At 68.2% G+C, this 17,398-nt stretch carries 14 protein-coding genes; 6 read left to right on the top strand and 8 right to left on the bottom strand.

Annotation, left to right across the window (positions count from 1 at the left end; translation table 11 throughout):
* Positions 1-248: 248 nt before the first annotated feature.
* Positions 249-728 (bottom strand): hypothetical protein, encoded by a 480-nt coding sequence (locus tag ACU4E7_RS20300; RefSeq protein WP_238121258.1) that lies wholly within the window; start codon positions 726-728, stop codon positions 249-251.
* 270 nt (positions 729-998) lie between these two features.
* On the opposite strand from ACU4E7_RS20300, the gene ACU4E7_RS20295 reads away from it, so the two are divergent.
* Complete coding sequence (locus ACU4E7_RS20295; protein ID WP_447019936.1) at positions 999-2,624, top strand: glycoside hydrolase family 17 protein; 1,626 nt, start codon at positions 999-1,001, stop codon at positions 2,622-2,624.
* Here ACU4E7_RS20295 and ACU4E7_RS20290 read toward each other — a convergent pair.
* On the bottom strand, positions 2,584-2,982 hold the full coding sequence (locus tag ACU4E7_RS20290; protein ID WP_238121260.1) for a hypothetical protein: 399 nt from the start codon (positions 2,980-2,982) through the stop codon (positions 2,584-2,586). The genes ACU4E7_RS20295 and ACU4E7_RS20290 overlap by 41 nt on opposite strands.
* Positions 2,983-3,160: 178 nt before the next feature.
* On the opposite strand from ACU4E7_RS20290, the gene glmU reads away from it, so the two are divergent.
* The 3 genes from glmU to ACU4E7_RS20275 all read left to right on the top strand — a co-directional run bounded on the left by glmU (position 3,161) and on the right by ACU4E7_RS20275 (position 7,774).
* Positions 3,161-4,507 (top strand): bifunctional UDP-N-acetylglucosamine diphosphorylase/glucosamine-1-phosphate N-acetyltransferase GlmU, encoded by a 1,347-nt coding sequence (glmU, locus tag ACU4E7_RS20285; protein ID WP_447019935.1) that lies wholly within the window; start codon positions 3,161-3,163, stop codon positions 4,505-4,507.
* A 168-nt stretch (positions 4,508-4,675) separates the two neighbouring features.
* Positions 4,676-6,499 carry a glutamine--fructose-6-phosphate transaminase (isomerizing) gene (gene glmS, locus ACU4E7_RS20280; RefSeq protein WP_447019934.1) on the top strand — a complete coding sequence of 608 codons (1,824 nt, stop codon included), beginning with the start codon at positions 4,676-4,678 and terminating at the stop codon, positions 6,497-6,499.
* Positions 6,500-6,631: 132 nt separating this feature from the next.
* The gene (locus ACU4E7_RS20275) at positions 6,632-7,774 is read left to right on the top strand and encodes a diguanylate cyclase (RefSeq protein ID WP_447019933.1); all 1,143 of its coding nucleotides are present in this window, start codon (positions 6,632-6,634) and stop codon (positions 7,772-7,774) included.
* Between the two features lie 519 nt (positions 7,775-8,293).
* Here the strand turns inward: ACU4E7_RS20275 and ACU4E7_RS20270 are convergent.
* The gene (locus tag ACU4E7_RS20270; RefSeq protein ID WP_447019932.1) at positions 8,294-8,899 is read right to left on the bottom strand and encodes an OmpA family protein; all 606 of its coding nucleotides are present in this window, start codon (positions 8,897-8,899) and stop codon (positions 8,294-8,296) included.
* A 41-nt stretch (positions 8,900-8,940) separates the two neighbouring features.
* A complete protein-coding gene (locus ACU4E7_RS20265) occupies positions 8,941-9,360 on the bottom strand; it encodes a hypothetical protein (RefSeq protein ID WP_238121265.1) in 420 nt (139 codons plus the stop codon).
* Between the two features lie 682 nt (positions 9,361-10,042).
* On the opposite strand from ACU4E7_RS20265, the gene rpsA reads away from it, so the two are divergent.
* Positions 10,043-11,746 (top strand): 30S ribosomal protein S1, encoded by a 1,704-nt coding sequence (gene rpsA, locus ACU4E7_RS20260; RefSeq protein ID WP_238121266.1) that lies wholly within the window; start codon positions 10,043-10,045, stop codon positions 11,744-11,746.
* Positions 11,747-11,841: 95 nt separating this feature from the next.
* Here rpsA and ACU4E7_RS20255 read toward each other — a convergent pair whose 3' ends face one another.
* The 3 genes from ACU4E7_RS20255 to ACU4E7_RS20245 all read right to left on the bottom strand — a co-directional run bounded on the left by ACU4E7_RS20255 (position 11,842) and on the right by ACU4E7_RS20245 (position 15,441).
* A complete protein-coding gene (locus ACU4E7_RS20255) occupies positions 11,842-12,591 on the bottom strand; it encodes a carbonic anhydrase (RefSeq protein ID WP_447019931.1) in 750 nt (249 codons plus the stop codon).
* A 90-nt stretch (positions 12,592-12,681) separates the two neighbouring features.
* On the bottom strand, positions 12,682-14,178 hold the full coding sequence (locus tag ACU4E7_RS20250) for a protein adenylyltransferase SelO (RefSeq protein WP_447019930.1): 1,497 nt from the start codon (positions 14,176-14,178) through the stop codon (positions 12,682-12,684).
* Positions 14,179-14,286: 108 nt separating this feature from the next.
* Positions 14,287-15,441, bottom strand: coding sequence for a hypothetical protein (locus tag ACU4E7_RS20245; protein ID WP_447019929.1), 1,155 nt, complete (start codon positions 15,439-15,441; stop codon positions 14,287-14,289).
* Positions 15,442-15,689: 248 nt separating this feature from the next.
* Between ACU4E7_RS20245 and ACU4E7_RS20240 the strand changes: the two genes are divergently transcribed.
* Positions 15,690-16,388 carry a TIGR00266 family protein gene (locus tag ACU4E7_RS20240; RefSeq protein WP_447019928.1) on the top strand — a complete coding sequence of 233 codons (699 nt, stop codon included), beginning with the start codon at positions 15,690-15,692 and terminating at the stop codon, positions 16,386-16,388.
* A 41-nt stretch (positions 16,389-16,429) separates the two neighbouring features.
* On the opposite strand, the gene ACU4E7_RS20235 is transcribed toward ACU4E7_RS20240, so the two are convergent.
* A complete protein-coding gene (locus tag ACU4E7_RS20235) occupies positions 16,430-17,359 on the bottom strand; it encodes a histone deacetylase family protein (RefSeq protein WP_238121270.1) in 930 nt (309 codons plus the stop codon).
* Positions 17,360-17,398 lie beyond the last annotated feature (39 nt).

Below are 17,398 nucleotides of genomic sequence, written 5' to 3'. Positions count from 1 at the left end.
CCGGGACGCATGGCGATGCCCACCCAAATCTGGGATATCTGAACCAGGAACGCTCAACTGTAGCGAAAGGTTCTGGAAAATCTGGATCCGGAGCACCCTTTCGACCTGCCCCACGGTCGGCACCGCAGCTCAGGCCAAGCCGTACGCTGCGATGCATCGAGAAACTAACATGCTCACCTTTGGAGTTAAATCCTGATCATGGCGGGCATGGGACGCCGCTGCGTCAGGTCGATGACCCGTCCATGATCTTATTGTTGCGCGGGCGCCGGTGCCGGCGGCGGGGCGGCGATGTAATCCGGGTTGATCCAGCACTGATGCACACGCGCGTCGACCCGTTCGCGCGCCTTGGGATCAATCTTGCCCTGGCGCACCAGGCAGCGGAAGGCGAGCTTGAGGTGCTCGGTGGGGCAGCCGAAGCGTTCGTAGATCTCCTGGTGACGACGGGCGGTGTCGATGTCGTCGTTCCACAGCAGTGCGGCAATCCGCCGCCCCGTCCAGACGCACTCCGGCAGGCCGGCGGTGCCCGGGAGCTTGGCCGCCTCGTTGAACTCCTCGATGGAGCGGCGCTGCGCTTCCTGCGCGGCCTTCTGCTCGGGGGTCTGCGGGGTCTCCTGCGCCGGCTTCTGATCGTTGGGCTGGGACTGGGCCGCTGCCGGCAGGGGCGCGACAAGGGTGCTGCACGCGATGGCGAGAGCGCCCGCCAGGGCCTGGAGTTTAAAGCGTTGCATGAGAGCCATGTTCTTCAAAGGGAGGGGCGGAGCGATCCGCGGCGACACGTTAGGTGAAGGCAGCGAATTTGTCAGCATGACGGCGCGGGCCTGCGTTAATGGCGAACGATCGCCGCGCGCCGGGCTGCTGCTCTCTCGCGGCGAGGTGACTTCACAGGGCCGCCGGGAGGCTCTATGTGCCGCCACAGCCCGCCTTGCTACTCTCCGCTCGCCACTGTCCCGCGGCGCCGTAAGGGGGCAGGCTCTGTCTTGCTTGGCTTTGGAGTTCCGATGTCGTCCTTCGTGCGGCTCCCGCTGGTCCTCGCCCTTGTTGTTGCCGCTCTCGTTGCTGGCCTGTGGGTTTGGCTCGGCCGGCCCGTGGCGATGCCGCCCTCGCCGCTGGCGGCTGGAGAGAAGCTGCCGTGCGTCTCCTATGCTCCGTTCCGTGATGGCCAGTCGCCGTTCCAGAAGGGCCTCGTCATCCCCGAGGCGCAGATCGACGAGGATTTCGCGCAGCTCGCCAAGATCACCTCGTGCGTGCGCACCTATTCCATCGAGATGGGGCTCGACAAAGCCCCGGACATCGCCCGCAAGCACGGGCTTTCCATGTTGCTCGGCGTGTGGCTCGGCCCCGATGTGGACCGCAATCGCATTGAGCTCGACACCGGCGTGCGTCTCGCACAGGAAAACCGCGACGTGGTTAAGGCCGTGGTGGTCGGCAATGAGGTGCTGCTGCGCGGCGAGATGTCGGCCACCGATCTCGGCACCACCCTGCGCTGGGTGAAGTCCCAGGTGGGCGACGTGCCGGTGACCTATGCGGACGTCTGGGAATTCTGGGAGCGCAACAAGGGACTCACCGAGAACGTGGATTTCGTCACCGTCCATATCCTGCCCTATTGGGAGGATCTGCCGGTGTCGGCGGCGGAGGCGGGGCCCCATGTGGATGAGATTCGCCAGCGCATGGCCGAGGCCTTTCCCGGCAAGGAGATCCTGATCGGCGAAACCGGCTGGCCCAGCGCCGGCCGCATGCGCGAGGAGGCGCTGCCGTCCCCCTCCAATCAGGCCCGGGTGATGCACGACGTGGTGAGCCTCGCCAAGAAGCGCGGCTATCGGGTCAATGTCATCGAGGCGTTCGACCAGCCCTGGAAGCGCCGCAGCGAGGGCACCGTGGGCGGCCATTGGGGCCTCATCGATGCCGGCACCCGCGCGCCCAAGTTTGAATGGGGCCAGCCGGTGGAGGATTTTCCCGGATGGCGCATGCATATCGTGGTCGGCGTGCTGGCGGTGGCCAGCGCGTTCGGGGCGGCGTGGCGGGCCGGACGCAGCCGCGAGGAGGGCGTGACCCCGGCGGAGTGGGGCGCGGTGTCCCTGGTGGCGCTGTTCGGCGGCGCGACATTGGGCGCGGCCATCTCCGCCCTGCCGCTGGAAAGCCTGGGCCTGGTGGGCTGGCTGCGCAACGGCGCGCTGCTGGCGCTCGCGCTGGCGGCGGTGGTGGGCATGCCGGCGGTCATCGCCTCCGGCCAGGGCCTCGCTCCGTTCTCGGTGGCGCTGGATGGACGGCTCAGGGCCCGTTCGACGCCCATGGCGATTCTCGCCGCGCTGCTGCTGCTGCTGGGCGTGGTGGCCGCGGGCGCAGTCGCCTTCGAACTGGTGTTCGATCCGCGCTACAAGGATTTTCCGGTGTTTCCGCTGACCGGCATCGTCGCCGCTTTGTTCGCGCCGCTGTTGGTGCGGCGGGCGGAGCGGGAGGGCTCAGGCCTGGGCGAGACCGTCGCCGCCTGGGTGCTGCTGATCGGCGGCATCTATGTGCCGCTCAACGAGAGCCTCGCCAATTGGCAGGCGGCCTGGTTCGGTGCGCTGTGCCTGGTGCTGGCCTTCACGCTGTGGCGGGTCCAGGCCGTGCGAAGGAAAGGATGAGGAGCATGGCCGCCAGCGCCCCGGCGATCTCGTTGTGAAACACCAGGGCGAAGGCGGCGAACACCAGCGTCATGGCGAACGCCGCCAGCGACGGGGCAAGGAGCTGGATGACGGCGCCGCCCAGGGCGAGAATGCCAAACACGTTCCACAAGGACAGGGTGAGCACCGCGGCGCGGCCGTAGCAGCCCATGCTTTCCAGCCCCGCCTCGCAGGCGAGGCCGACCAGCGCCGGCTCCACCACCATGTAACGCATGTAGAGCGCCCAGCCGACCGCGCCCATGCCCAGGGGAATCAGCCAGTTGAGGCTCTTGGGACCGGGCCGGAACAGGGGCCGGTCGGCATAGGGGATGTCGATCATGGACGCACCTTTGCGCGCGGGGCCTGGAGCGGGAGTGGTGGGGCGCTGCTTTAAGAGGTGGGGCGCGCCGCGTCCAGCGGCAAGGTGGCGGCAGAACCGCCACCGGTTCGCGGCACAGACGGATTTTGCGATGGCGGGCCGGGCACGATAAGGGGAAGCGCCGTCAGGAGGATGTGTGATGAGTGAACGGAGCCTACTGGTCGTGGTGCTGGCCGCCGGTGAGGGCACGCGCATGGCCTCGCGCCTGCCGAAGGTGCTGCACAAGGTGGCCGGGCGCACCATGCTCCACCATGTTCTGGAGACCACCCGTGCCGCCGGCGCCACCCGCACCGCCGTGGTGATCGGTCCCGATCGCGACGACGTGGCGGCGGAGGCGCACCGGGTGGTGCCCGATGCCCAGGTGTTCGTGCAGCGCGACCGGCTCGGCACCGCCCATGCGGTGCTGGCGGCCCGCGCCGCCCTGGAGGCGGGCGTGGACGACGTGCTGGTGCTCTATGCCGATACGCCGCTGATCCGCCCGCAGACCCTGGAGCGGCTGCGCGCGCCTTTGGCCCAGGGGGCGGCGGTGGCGGTGCTTGGTTTCCGCCCGGACGATCCCACCGGTTATGGCCGCCTGATCACCGCGGGGGAGGCGTTGGTGGCCATCCGCGAGGAGAAGGACGCCACCGCCACCGAGAAGGCGGTGGGCTTCTGCAACGCCGGTCTCATGGCGCTGTCGGGGGCGCATGCCCTGGCGCTGCTGGACCGCATCGGCAATGCCAATGCCAAGGGCGAATACTACCTGACCGACGCGGTGGAGCTGGCCCGGGCCGAAGGCCTGGCGGTGGTTGCCACCGAGGCGGACGTGGAGGAGGTGGCCGGCGTCAACAGCCGCCTGCAGCTTGCCGAGGCGGAAGCGATTCTGCAGCGCCGCCTGCGGGCCGCGGCCATGGCCGCCGGTGCGACCCTGGTGGCGCCGGAAACGGTGTTCCTGTCGGCGGACACCCGGCTGGGTCGCGACGTGGTGGTGGAACCCAACGTGGTGTTCGGGCCCGGGGTCAGCGTCGGCGACGACGTGGTGATTCACGCCTTCTGCCATCTGGAAGGCGCGGTGGTGGAGGCGGGGGCGCAGATCGGCCCGTTCGCCCGCCTGCGTCCCGGCACGCGGCTGGAAAACGGGGTCCGCATCGGCAATTTCGTGGAGACCAAGGCCGCCCACGTTGAAAAGGGCGCCAAGATCAACCACCTGTCCTATGTGGGCGACGCCCATGTGGGGGCCAACGCCAACCTCGGCGCCGGCACCATCACCTGCAATTACGACGGCTTCGGCAAATACCGCACGGAGATCGGCGAGAACGCCTTCATCGGCGTCAATTCGGCTCTGGTGGCGCCGGTCACCATCGGCAAGGGGGCGTTCGTGGGCACCGGGGCGGTGGTGACCGACAACGTGCCCGACGATGCCCTGGCGCTCGCCCGCAGCCGCCAGCTGGTGAAGGAGGGCTGGGCCAGCGCCTTCCGCGCCCGCAAGGCCAAAGGCAAGGAATGAGGACGACGAGAGAAGCTGTTCCGACATGATCGGAAAGGGGATGTGATTCTGCCCTATTCCCCAAGCCAAGGTAGGAACGTTCAGACAATCCGTGCAGGCTGAGTCCCTTGGGACCGGCGCGCCACGGTCGCGCAGAGGCAGGCACAGGGATCATCGGAGCGTCACGGCATGTGTGGAATCGTCGGCATTCTCGGCAAGAGCGCGGTGGCGGAACATCTGGTGGATGCCCTGCGGCGGCTGGAATACCGGGGCTATGATTCCGCCGGCATCGCCACCCTGGAGAAGGGGCGGCTGGAGGTCTGCCGGGCCGAAGGCAAGCTGCGCCATCTCGAGAGCAAGCTCGATCGGCACCCTTTGCACGGGCATATCGGCATCGGCCACACGCGGTGGGCCACCCACGGCAAGCCCTCCGAGCGCAATGCCCATCCCCACGCCACCAAGCGGGTGGCGGTGGTGCACAACGGCATCATCGAGAATTTCCGCGAGCTGAAGCAGGACCTGCTCGATCTCGGGGTGAGCTTCAAGAGCGATACCGATACCGAGGTGGTGGCCCAACTGGTGGATCGCCAGCTGCTCGCCGGCCGCGATCCGGTCTCGGCGGTGGGCGAGGTGCTGCCCCGCCTCAAGGGCGCCTTCGCCCTGGCCTTCCTGTTCGATGGCGAGGAGAATCTCATCATCGCCGCCCGCCGCGGCTCGCCGCTGGCCATCGGCTACGGCCGGGGCGAGATGTTCCTGGGCTCGGACGCCATCGCCCTCGGCGGGCTGACCGATCTCGTCACCTATCTGGAAGAAGGCGACTGGGCGGTGCTCACCCGCGAGGGCGTCACCATCCGCGACGAGAACGGCGCGGTGGTGGAACGGGCCATCCAGCGGGTGCCGGCCGGCGCCATGCTGGTGGACAAGGGCAACCACCGGCACTTCATGGCCAAGGAGATCTATGAGCAGCCGGAGGTGATCTCCCACACCTTCGGCCATTATCTGGACCTCGGCGCCGAACGCATCGCTATTCCCGATCTGCCGTTCGACCTCAACGAGGTGCGCCACATCTCCATCACCGCCTGCGGCACCGCGCTTTATGCCGGGGCGGTGGCGGAATACTGGTTCGAGCGGTTCGCGCGCATTCCGGTGTCCACTGACATCGCCTCCGAGTTCCGCTATCGCGAGACGCCGCTGGAGCCGGGGGGCGTGACCATCGTCATCTCCCAGTCCGGCGAGACCGCCGACACTTTGGCCTCGCTGCGCTACGCCAAGTCCTGCGGGCAGAAGGTGGTGGCGGTGGTGAACGTGGCCACGTCCACCATTGCCCGTGAGGCGGACATGGTGCTGCCCACCCTGGCGGGGCCGGAGATCGGCGTGGCCTCCACCAAGGCCTTCACCTGCCAGTTGGCCACCCTGGCCTGCCTGGCGGTGGCGTTCGGCCGCGCCGCCGGACGTTTGGCGGAAGATGACGAGCGCCGCCTGGTGCGGGCCTTCATGGAAGTGCCCCGGCTGATGACCGAGGCGCTGAAGCTCGCGCCCGACATCGAGGTGCTGGCCCGCACCCTGGCCAAGGCGCAGGATGTGCTCTACCTCGGCCGCGGCACCAATTACCCGCTGGCCCTGGAAGGCGCCTTGAAGCTCAAGGAGATCTCCTACATCCACGCCGAGGGCTATGCCGGCGGCGAGCTCAAGCATGGGCCCATTGCGCTGATCGACGAGACCATGCCGGTGGTGGTGATCGCCCCGCATGACCGGATCTTCGACAAGACCGTCTCCAACATGGAGGAGGTGGCCGCGCGCGGGGGGCGCATCATCCTCGTCACCGATCCCAAGGGCGCCGAGGCGGCCCATGTGGACGCGGCGGAGAAGCTGATTCTGCCCGACATGCCCTCGACGGTGGCGCCCCTGGTCTATGCCATTCCGGTGCAGCTGATCGCCTATCACACGGCGGTCATCATGGGCACCGATGTGGATCAACCGCGCAATCTCGCCAAATCGGTGACCGTGGAGTGAGCCCAACCGCGCGGTGATACCTCCGCGTGGGTTGTATCCTCCGGCAACCGCTAGCGTCCGGACGGAAAGAATGCTGTGTTCGGCGGCCTCGCGAGGAGAGGACGGATGCAACCGGCGGGCTTTACCCTAGTCATGAATATGGCCGTCGCCGGGCTGTTCGCGGCGAGCTACGTGGCCATTGCCCTGCTCAATCGCGGCAGCCGGGCGCCGATCTGGTTCGCCGTGAGCTATGCCATCGGCATGCTGACACCCATGGCCCAGCTCGGCCTCGCCTACAGTGGCTGGACGGTGTTCTTCGGCGGCCTGGTGTTCTTCAGCTTCGCCGCTGCGCTGCTGGCGATGGTGCCGGCGCTGGCGGTATTCTATCGGACACGGCCCCCCTGGCGGCTGGTGGGGGCGCTTGCCCTCGGCACCGTGATCCTCGGGCCGGTTCTCCCGACGCTCGGACGGGGGCAGCTTGTCTATGAGCTCGCCTATCAGGCCCCGTTCGCCGCAGCCATGGCCGCCTGCGTCTGGGTGGTGCTGCGGGCCAGCCCGCGCCAGATCAGTGACCTGATGCTGGCCCTGGCCTTTGCGCTGCTGGCGGCGCATTTCCCCGCCAAAGCGGTGGTGGCCTGGCGGCTCGGCACCGGCAGCCTGCCCACCGACTACATCGGCACCACCTATGCGCTGGTTTCGCAGGTGAGCTCCGGCATTCTGCTCGTGGCTACCGGCCTGGTGCTGCTGATCAAGGCGCTGCAGCAGGTGATCCGCGAGAGTGAGGCGGTCGCCGAAACCGACCCGCTGACGGCGGTGGCCAACCGGCGCGGCTTCACGCTGCGCGCCGAGCGGCTGTTGACGGAGGCGCGCGAGCACGGCCGTCCGGCAGCGGTGCTGATGCTGGATCTCGATCACTTCAAGGCGGTCAACGATACTTTCGGCCATGCGGCGGGCGATGCGGCGCTGCGGGCATTCGGCGCGCTGCTGCGCCGCTCGGTGCCCCAATCGGCCCTGGTGGCGCGACTGGGCGGCGAGGAATTCGTGGTGGTGCTGGACCGCACGCCCATGGATGCCGCGCTGCTGCATGCGGAAGCCCTGCGGCTGGCCACTCTGGATTGCGCGGAGCCGGGCCTTCCGGCGCTGAGCGTCAGCATCGGCGTGGCCGCGCTGCCCGCGCCCTATGATCTGAGCCGCGCCCTGGAACGCGCCGATCGCGCGCTCTATGCGGCTAAGAGGGCAGGGCGCAATTGCGTGCGAAGCGAGGAGATGCGCCCATCTCTTAAAGTTAAGTCTTAACTTTAAGAGATGGCGGATTATTGCGAAAAATCAATACATTAACCATGCTTCATAAAGTGCTTTAAGAGGCTGCCTCAAGCCCTTTTTCCGGCAGATGCGAGGCTCCTGGATGAGGTTGCCGTCGCCCCGGGGCTCGGCGGTTGGCGACAGTCTGGCGTTTCGGGCGGCGAAGCTGCTGCGCAGGGCACGGGCTACCGCGCGGCGTGGGCGCGGTCGTCGGCCTCAGGGGGGGGGGGCTGCCTCGCCTCGCATGCCGATGGCGACCTGTGCCGAAGGGCAAGGCGGAGCGACGCGCGCGGGGCGGATCAGGAGGCGGCTTCGCGGCGCGTCCCGAAGGCCATGGATGGCGCCGGCCGTTGGGGCCGCGCTGGCTCGAATGGCCCCCTCTCACACCGGGGGTTCCGGTGCCGACCTCCACAATAAAAAACCGCCGTCCGGGCGGGAGCCTGGACGGCGGTCATGCTGCGGTGTCGGGCGCGCTGCAGGCGCCTCATGTCGTGCCGAGCTGCGGGCCGGGCCTCAGCGCAGGGGCTGCGGCGTCGGGCCCATGCGGCCGACGGTGAAGATCTGCACCCGTCGATTGACGGCGCCGGTGGGGTTCTTCGGATCGAGCAGCACTTCCTCGCCCAGGCCCACCGCCTCCAGGCGGCGCGGGTCCACATTGAAGGTGGTCGAGAGGGCTTCCTTCACCGCGTCCGCGCGCTCCTGGCTGAGCTTGAGGTTGTACTCGCGCGGGCCGGTGACATCCGTATTGCCGGTGATGATGAATTTGTAGCCGAGCAGAACGGGGTTGTGCATGGCATCGGCGATGGCACCGATGGTCCCGTAGGAGGACGGCTCGATGATTGCCGAATTCAGGCGGAACTGAATCTGCACGTTGATCTGCGGCAGCTTATCCAGGTGCAGCGCCAGCGACGGGCGGGTGAGCTGCTCGCCGGGATACTGCGTCATGTGCTGCTGCACCAGCTTGCGCATCTGCTCTGCGGAGATCGGCGGTGCGTTGTCGGTCAGGCCCTGGAGGCCCTGCAGAATCTGGCCATCGGACAGCGCGGTCTGGGCCAGGGCGGGGGTGGCGGCGAGCGCCAGCGTGGCCACCAGCGCCATGCGGATGAGAGGCGACGTCATGGGTGTCGTCCTTCCTTGATCGTTCGGAGTGGCGGGTTGGCTCAGCGATAGCCGGCGTCGGTGATGGCCTGGTTGCAGGGGGCGCTGACCACCTTGCTCGCCTCTAGCAGGCAGGAGAGCAGGTTGCCGTCACCCGGCACCATGCCCTGACAGAGCCGGGCGGCATCCGCATTGCAGAGCTTGTAGATGGACTGCTGCGCCTGCTGGCGCTTGGCGATGGACGCCATGGCCATGACATAGTCGGATTTGCAGCGGGCGCTGACCTGGGAAATCTTGCCTTCCATGCAGGCCCGCAGGGCGCCGCCGCCCAGATTGACCTTGGGGCAGAATTTGGTGATGTCCGGCCCGCAGCTCTTGGCGAGAAGGGCGCCGGCCTGCGCGTAGCTCATGGTTTGCGCGCTCGCGCCCGCCGTGGACACCGCCAGCAGCAATGCCGCCAGCAGAATTCGAATGCCTGTCATGTTACAGCTCCCATCCCCTGTTGAGCCTTGGATCTTCATCGTGCGCACCGACGGCGCTCCGGCGCTGGAGCCGCCGCGCCGCAGTGGCGGCGCCGCGGTAAGAGGGGCCGGGGCCGCGGGAGGGCCCCTGATGTTCCAAAGCTGGCTCTTTCTGCATCATGCGGCGGCGGAGGGGCGCACCGCTGGCGGCCAAGCTTGTTTCCCTGCCTGCCTATCGTCCTCATGGGCAAGACGCAAGCTGCGGCGCATCATTGCGGCTGAATCCGGCAGGCGCGGCACGCCGTCGGCGGGGCCACCGCGGACGAGAGGCCGGCGAAAGGCCCTTGAGGCGGCCAATTGGGGGCGCCCATTGGGCTGCGGAGCCTTGCATTTGCACTGCTCTTGCGCTATCTGAGCGGCGTTCGAGGCTTGCTCTCCCAAAGGTGGAGGCCGTCTGGACGGGCACGGCGCCTGCGGGATACGCGCGTCGGAATACTGGAGGCAGCCCGTCCTGGCATTCGCTTGTAGCCACGCCTCGAGACATTCCAATTCAGCCCGTGCCGCTCGGCTATTCGCGCCGGCCCGCCGATGGAACATCGGTGGCCGTCTCGGTGTTTCCTCTTGAGGGAGGGGCGCCGGGACATCCCGAGCGGTTCGGGGTTTCGCAACACGAGACGCCGGCGCAGAGAAGTTCGGAGACTGAATGTCCGCCGTAGAAACCACCCGTGAAGATTTTGCCGCCCTCCTTGACGAGAGCTTCGGCCGCGCCGAGCCCGCCGAAGGTACGGTCGTCAAGGGCATCGTGGTCGCCATCGAGAAGGATCTGGCGATCATCGACATCGGTCTGAAGACCGAGGGCCGCGTGGCCCTGCGCGAGTTCGCTGGCCCGGGCCGCGAGAACGCCATTCAGGTGGGCGACGAGGTCGAGGTGTATCTCGAGCGTGTCGAGAACGCCATGGGCGAGGCCGTCCTCTCGCGCGACAAGGCGCGCCGCGAGGAGAGCTGGGTCAAGCTCGAGAAGGCGTTCACCGCCAACGAGAAGGTCTTCGGCGTGATCTTCAACCAGGTGAAGGGTGGCTTCACCGTGGATCTCGACGGCGCCGTGGCGTTCCTGCCGCGCTCGCAGGTCGACATCCGCCCGATCCGCGACGTGGCCCCGCTGATGCACAATCAGCAGCCCTTCCAGATCCTCAAGATGGATCGCCGCCGCGGCAACATCGTCGTCTCCCGCCGCACCGTGCTGGAAGAGACCCGCGCCGAGCAGCGTCACGAGCTGGTGCAGAACCTCGAAGAGGGTCAGGCCATCGAGGGCGTGGTCAAGAACATCACCGATTACGGTGCGTTCGTTGATCTGGGCGGCATCGACGGCCTGCTGCATGTCACCGACATCGCCTGGCGCCGCGTGAACCACCCGACCGAGGTGCTGTCCATCGGCCAGACGGTCAAGGTGAAGATCATCAAGATCAATCACGAGACCCACCGCATCTCGCTCGGCATGAAGCAGCTCCTGGGCGATCCCTGGGAAGGCATCGAGGCCAAGTATCCGGTGGAGGCCCGCTTCAAGGGTCGCGTCACCAACATCACCGACTACGGCGCGTTCGTGGAGCTGGAGCCCGGCATCGAGGGCCTCATCCACGTGTCCGAAATGTCGTGGACCAAGAAGAACGTTCACCCCGGCAAGATCGTTTCCACCTCGCAGGAAGTGGAAGTGCAGGTGCTTGAGGTGGATAGCGCCAAGCGCCGCATCTCCCTCGGCCTCAAGCAGACCCTCCAGAACCCCTGGGAGGCCTTCGCCGAGAAGTATGCGCCCGGCGCGGTGGTCGAGGGCGAGGTCAAGAACAAGACCGAGTTCGGCCTGTTCCTGGGTCTCGACGGCGACGTGGACGGCATGGTCCACCTGTCCGATCTCGACTGGAACCGTCCCGGCGAGCAGGTCATCGACGAATACCGCAAGGGCGACATGGTCAAGGCCGTGGTGCTCGACGTGGACGTCGAGAAGGAGCGCATCTCCCTCGGCATCAAGCAGCTTGCCGGCGATCCCTTCGCCGAGGCTGGCGATGTCCGCAAGGGTGCTGTCGTGACCTGCGAAGTCAGCGACGTGAAGGACGGCGGCATCGAGGTGAAGCTCACCGGCACCGACCTGTCGGCCTTCATCAAGCGTTCGGAGCTCGCCCGCGACCGCAACGACCAGCGTCCCGAGCGCTTCTCGGTGGGCGACAAGCTGGATGCCCGCGTCACCCTGTTCGACCGCAAGGCGCGCAAGGTGCAGGTCTCCGTCAAGGCGATGGAAATCGCCGAGGAGAAGGAGGCCGTGGCCCAGTACGGTTCGCAGGACTCCGGCGCTTCGCTCGGCGACATCCTGGGCGCCGCTCTCAAGCAGCGCGCCGAAGAGACCAAGGAAGACTGAGCCCTTTCGGGTTCAGGCCTTCAAGGCCAGACATGAGAAGGGCCGGCGCAAGCCGGCCCTTTTTTTGGTGCCTTCGCTTAGGGGAGGTGCGAGGGTCAGTTCAGCCGCAGCAGGAAGCGGCGGTTGATGGCCTGCACCGGTCGGGCGTTCATGGCGAACAGGCCGCGGAACGTGTCGATGTCGGCCTGGGCCACATCGATGGGTGTGGCGAACACGTTCCAGTCCACCACCTCCGAGCAGGGCGGCGTGGTGAGGGAGCCTTCGTAACGGTAGGTGCTCGGCACCGCCGGCAGCAGCGCGCCGGGGTCCAGCTTCAGCGGCTTGTCGGCGCTGCCGGTGGCGCGGGGGGCCGCGGCTATCACCTCGGAGAAGGTGGTATTGGGTCGCCCAGCCTGCATGAACACGCCGATCACCAGCAGGCCGCCATCGCTCGCGGCATGGACGAAATGGGCTTCCATGGCCTTGTGGGCCCCCACCAGCGTGTGCTCACTGGGGGTGTGGAAGTGAAACTGCTTCAGCACATAGGTTTTGCCGTTGAGGCTGGCGGTGGCATCGCCGTCCACGGCATCGGCCTGGATGGTGTGGCCGTTGTTGGTCACCCGGAACGTGCCGGGGGACCAGGCGAGCTTCGGTCGCGCGCTTTCGGCGGCGACGGCGCCGTCGAGATTGACGGGGGATTGCTGGCTGCCCATGGAGCAGGCGGCGAAGCCCTGTTCCAGGCTGCCCCACTCCTGCGGGCCGCCGTGGCCCTCATAGGACCAGTGGACCCCTTCGCCCGCCTTGGCGAGGGGGGCGCAGAGCGGGCACAAGGCAAGAGCCTTCAGTAAAGTCCGACGACCCAGCATGGCGTTTCCTTCAAGCTTATTGGCGATAGACGTCGCTCGTCACAGTAGAGGACAGTTCCGATCGCGCGACAAGCTTGCCGCAAGCTTGCGTCAGGTGCCGCAAAAGGTCTGGTAGTCGCTCATCTGCGGCGGCAGCGCTGCATAGCTGGCAAAACGCGGCTGATCATCAAAGGGATGGGAGAACAGGCCAAGCAATTCCTCGAACGGGGCGGTATCACCTTCCTCGACAGCAGCCGCCAGCGCCCATTCCACCAGATGGTTGCGGGGAATGAAGAGGGGGTTCACCCGCTCCATGTCGGCGCGGGCCGCGCTGCCCGTCCGTCCACCGGCGGCGATGCGCAGGCGCCAGCGCGCCGCCCACGCGTCGAACGCCTCGCGATCCAGGAACAGGTCGCGCACGGCGGCCAGGTTGTCTGCGCTTTCGGAGGCGGCACCGAGCCGGCGGAAGGTGAGGGTGAAGTCGGCCTTGGCATCCGCCATCAGGGCCAGGAGTTCGAACGCGAGCTCGAGGTCGTCCGCGTTGCCGTCGGCGAGGCCGATCTTGGCCAGCAGCCCGGCATGGTAGGCGGCCTTGAAGCGATCGGGGAAGGTGGCGAGCAGGGCATTGGCCTCGTCCACCGCCGCCGCGCGGTCGTCATTCAACAGGGGAATGAGGCACTCGGCGAGGCGGGCGAGGTTCCAATGGGCGATCTGCGGCTGGTTGCCATAGGCGTAGCGGCCCATGTGATCGATGGAGCTGAACACCGTGGTGGCGTCATAGCCATCCATGAAGGCGCAGGGGCCATAATCGATGGTCTCGCCGGAGATGGACATGTTGTCGGTGTTCATCACCCCGTGGATGAAGCCGATGAGCTGCCAGCGCGCCACCAGGGCGGCCTGGCGGGCCATCACTCCCTCCAGCAGCGCCGCATAGGGCCGCGCCGCGCCGGCGGCCTCGGGATAGTGGCGGGCGAGGGCATAATCGGCGAGGGCCTTCAGCGCGTCCGTGTCCTTGCGGGCGGCGAAATACTGGAAGGTGCCGATGCGGATGTGGCTCGCCGCGACCCGCGCCAGTACCGCCCCCGGCAGCGCCCGCTCCCGCCACACCGGCTCGCCGGTGGTCACGGCGGCGAGCGTGCGGGTGGTGGGCACGCCCAGCGCCGCCATGGCTTCGGAGATGAGATATTCGCGCAGCACCGGGCCGAGCGCCGCGCGCCCGTCGCCACGGCGGGAGAAGGCGGTGGGGCCGGAGCCCTTGAGCTGGATGTCGCGGCGCCGGCCGGCCTGGTCGATCACCTCGCCCAGCAGCACCGCCCGCCCGTCGCCGAGCTGCGGCACGAACTGGCCGAACTGGTGGCCGGCATAGGCCAGCGCGATGGGCTCGGCGCCCTCCGGTACGTCGACGCCGGCGAACATGGCGACCGCTTCCGGCGTCGCCAGCGCCTGCGGATCGAGCCCCAGCTCGGTGGCGAGGGCGGCATTGATCTTGATGAGCCCGGGTTTGGCCACCGGGGTCGGCCGGCTGGGGGCGAAGAAGCCCTCCGGCAGCCGGGCATAGGAATTGTCGAACGGGATCTGCAGCGGGCGGGTGTCGGCAATCGCGGTCATCACAAGAGCTTTCCCCCGGGCGAAAAGGGGCAGGCCCGGGATCTCAAAGGGCGGGATCTCAACGGCAAAAGGGTGCGCGCTTCCGCGCCCCCTGTCCAGCCGGGTGCCTCACGGCCTGAGCGGGCGCAGGCCGACGACGCCGGCATCGGCATCATAAAGATAGTCGAAGCCGTTGAGGAACCGCACCGTGGTGTTGATGAACGGAGCGCGACGGGCGCGCCGCGAGACCACGATCTCCGCGGGCGCCAGCGGATCGGCGGCATCGCCCGCCGTGAAGCCATAGCGCGGCCCGGCCGCGCCGCTCGGCGGCAACACCTGTACCGGCGTGCCGGGGGCGAGGCGGGCGTCGGCGCCGCCGCCCGCCAGCAGGCCGGCGGATTGGCTCTCCGGCACGGTAAGGTACATGCGGGTGACGCCCGTATCCATCAGCAGCGTGCCGCACGCGGGCGGCTGGCGCCCGGCCAGAGAGAGGCAGGCGGGAAGGGGCGCCCATTCATCGGCGATGTCGGAGCGGGCGAGAGAGATCCGGGTGAAGCCCTCTTCCGCACCGGTCAATCCCACCTGAACCCCCTGGCGGCTCACCACATAGCCGCGGCGTAGCGCACCCGGTGCCATGTTGGGGAGGTTCAGGAAAGGGTTCTTCTCCGGCGTGCCCTGGGGCTGGTGGTCCCGTTCGCGGGCGAAACCGATGCCGAGCATGGCCACCCCACGCGGCTTGTCCCGCGGCGTGCAGTTCCGCGCCGTCTTCAGGCAATCGATGCGGCTCACCGCCAGCACCGGCAGCGGCCGGGTGGTGACGCGCCGCCCGTCCGCCCCGTGCACGGTGACCGGCGCCACCACATAGCGCCCGCGCATGATGCGGCCCGAGGAGGAATAGGTGAGGCTGCCGGGGCCGAGATCCGGCAATTGATCCAGGTGCGCGATAGAGCTGGCGGAGATGATGACACCGGTGGAGCCGGTATCCATCACCGCCCGGTGCATGGCGCCGCCGATGGAGATCCCCAGGGTGGGCGGCGCGGTGATGGGGGCGCCCGGCGCCGGGGCATTGAGATAGGGCAGGGTGACGGGCCCGACCGTCTGCGCGCTGGCCACGGTGGTGGCGATCAACAGGGCGGCGCCGGCGATGATTGTCGGCGCCGCGGGCGCACGGGCGGCGCCATCCGAGCCCAGGCGGCGCTGTCGGGCGCGGGCGAAGCGGTCGGTCGCCTGGCCCAGCGCATCGAGGAGGGCGCGAACGGCAACGAGCGATGCGGCGGGCGGCATGGTGGGTCTCGTCGGCCTGCAGCGCATCGCGCGTGGGGAAGGTCGTGCCCACAATGGCGCCTGCGCGGCCGGACGTCGATGCCCTTGGGCGCTGCGGTGGCTCGCCATTCCGAGGCCAAGGCGTGCCTTCAAGGGGCGCGCATGCGCGGAGTGGGATCCATAAACGGCGCTCGACACCCGCAAGGCCGTTGCGGCAGCGGCGCCGGGCTGCTTGTCTGGGGCAGGCCTTCCATCCGCGAGTGACGCTTATGCGCAGCGAGATCACCGGAACCACCCTGCCTGTCCTCACCTTCACCCTGGAGCCCGGAGAAACCGTGCTGGCGGAGCCCGACCGCCTGTCGTGGATGACGCCCAATGTGGCGCTGAACACCACCGCGGCCACCGGCGGGGCCGGCGGGCTGTTCTCGGCCATCGGCCGGGCCATATCCGGCGGCGGGCTGTTCATGACCGAGTTCACCGCCCAAGGCGGCGAGGCGCTGCTGGCGTTCGCGGCCACCGTGCCCGGCAACATCATCGAGGCCAAGGTGACGCCCGGCGCGGGCTTCCTCATCCATCGCCATGGTTTTCTGGCGGGGGAAATGGGGCTGTCGCTGGCCATCGGCGTGCAGCAGTCGCTCGGGGCCGGCGTGTTTGGCGGCAACGGGTTCGTGCTGCAGCATGTCACCGGCCAGGGCAGCGCCTTCGTGGAGCTGGGCGGCGAGATCGTCAGCTACACGCTGCAGCCGGGTCAGGAGCTGCTGGCCCATCCCGGCCATGTGGGCATGTTCGAGGAAAGCGTGGCGCTCGAGATTACCACCATCGCCGGGGTGAAGAACGTGCTGTTCGGCGGCGACGGCCTGTTTCTCGCCCGGCTCCGGGGGCCCGGCAAGGTGTGGCTGCAGAGCCTGACCCCCGCCAAGCTCGCCCACGTCCTTGCCCCCTACCTGCCCACCGGCGGCCAGCACTGAACGCGCGGGGCGGCTCGCGCCAGCTTGCCGCGCGCCAGCGTTCAGCCCCGCATGAGCGCGGAAACGTGCGCCGAGGCGGAGGCGGCGAGGCCTTCCAGGTCATAGCCGCCTTCCAGCAGGGAGACCACGCGGCCGCCGCACACCCGGTCCGCTACGTCCACCAGCCGGCGGGTGACCCAGGTGAAGTCGGTTTCCACCAGCCGCAGCGAGGCCATGGGGTCGCGCACATGGCCGTCGAAGCCGGCGGAGATGAGGATGAGATCCGGGCGGAACGCCTCCAGCCGGGGCAGCACGCGGGTTTCCATGGCCTCTTTGAACTGGGTGCCGTCGTCGCCCGCCCGCAGGGGCGCGTTGACGATGGTGTCGGCGGTGCCGGTCTCGCCCACCTCGCCGGTGCCGGGAAACAGCGGCATCTCGTGGGTGGAGCAATACATCACGCTGTTGTCGTCCCAGAAGATCTGCTGGGTGCCGTTGCCGTGGTGCACGTCGAAATCGACGATGGCGACGCGCTCCGCATTGAATTTCGCCTGGGCATGGCGGGCGGCCACCGCCACCTGGTTGAGCAGGCAGAAGCCCATGGGCTTGCGCGCCTCGCAATGGTGGCCGGGCGGGCGCATGGCCACGAAGGCGTTGGAAACCTTGCCTTCCATCACCTCGTCCACGGCGAAGCAGGCGCCGCCCACGGCGCGCAGCGCCGCTTCCCAGCTGCCCGGCGACATGACCGTGTCGGAATCGATGCGCACCAGCCCTTCCTTGGGGCAGGCGCCGCCCATGGCGTCGAAGAAGTCGGCCGGATGCACGCGGATGATGTCGTCGCGCTCGCCGCGGGGGGCGCTGTCGCGGGCCAGCAGGGAGAACTTCTCCTGCTCGAAGATCCGGTCCAACACGCGCAGGCGATCGGCCCGCTCGGGGTGGCCGAGCGGCGTCAGATGATTGAAGCCCGACGGATGGGTGACGAGCAGCGTGGTCATGAAAAGGCCGGCCTCCCTGAGATGCTATTTTTCTTTGAC

This window comes from Xanthobacter sp. ZOL 2024, assembly GCF_052932325.1.
This window is presented reverse-complemented; position numbering and strand designations above follow the sequence as displayed.

Bases quoted from the DNA above. Each gene is read 5' to 3' on its own strand.
- ACU4E7_RS20290 (WP_238121260.1), bottom strand. From the start codon at position 2,982: ATGATCGACATCCCCTATGCCGACCGGCCCCTGTTCCGGCCCGGTCCC.
- rpsA (WP_238121266.1), top strand. From the start codon at position 10,043: ATGTCCGCCGTAGAAACCACCCGTGAAGATTTTGCCGCCCTCCTTGAC.
- glmU (WP_447019935.1), top strand. From the start codon at position 3,161: ATGAGTGAACGGAGCCTACTGGTCGTGGTGCTGGCCGCCGGTGAGGGC.
- ACU4E7_RS20250 (WP_447019930.1), bottom strand. From the start codon at position 14,178: ATGACCGCGATTGCCGACACCCGCCCGCTGCAGATCCCGTTCGACAAT.
- ACU4E7_RS20295 (WP_447019936.1), top strand. From the start codon at position 999: ATGTCGTCCTTCGTGCGGCTCCCGCTGGTCCTCGCCCTTGTTGTTGCC.
- ACU4E7_RS20235 (WP_238121270.1), bottom strand. From the start codon at position 17,359: ATGACCACGCTGCTCGTCACCCATCCGTCGGGCTTCAATCATCTGACG.
- ACU4E7_RS20255 (WP_447019931.1), bottom strand. From the start codon at position 12,591: ATGCTGGGTCGTCGGACTTTACTGAAGGCTCTTGCCTTGTGCCCGCTC.
- ACU4E7_RS20245 (WP_447019929.1), bottom strand. From the start codon at position 15,441: ATGCCGCCCGCCGCATCGCTCGTTGCCGTTCGCGCCCTCCTCGATGCG.
- ACU4E7_RS20265 (WP_238121265.1), bottom strand. From the start codon at position 9,360: ATGACAGGCATTCGAATTCTGCTGGCGGCATTGCTGCTGGCGGTGTCC.
- ACU4E7_RS20300 (WP_238121258.1), bottom strand. From the start codon at position 728: ATGCAACGCTTTAAACTCCAGGCCCTGGCGGGCGCTCTCGCCATCGCG.
- ACU4E7_RS20270 (WP_447019932.1), bottom strand. From the start codon at position 8,899: ATGACGTCGCCTCTCATCCGCATGGCGCTGGTGGCCACGCTGGCGCTC.
- ACU4E7_RS20240 (WP_447019928.1), top strand. From the start codon at position 15,690: ATGCGCAGCGAGATCACCGGAACCACCCTGCCTGTCCTCACCTTCACC.
- glmS (WP_447019934.1), top strand. From the start codon at position 4,676: ATGTGTGGAATCGTCGGCATTCTCGGCAAGAGCGCGGTGGCGGAACAT.
- ACU4E7_RS20275 (WP_447019933.1), top strand. From the start codon at position 6,632: ATGAATATGGCCGTCGCCGGGCTGTTCGCGGCGAGCTACGTGGCCATT.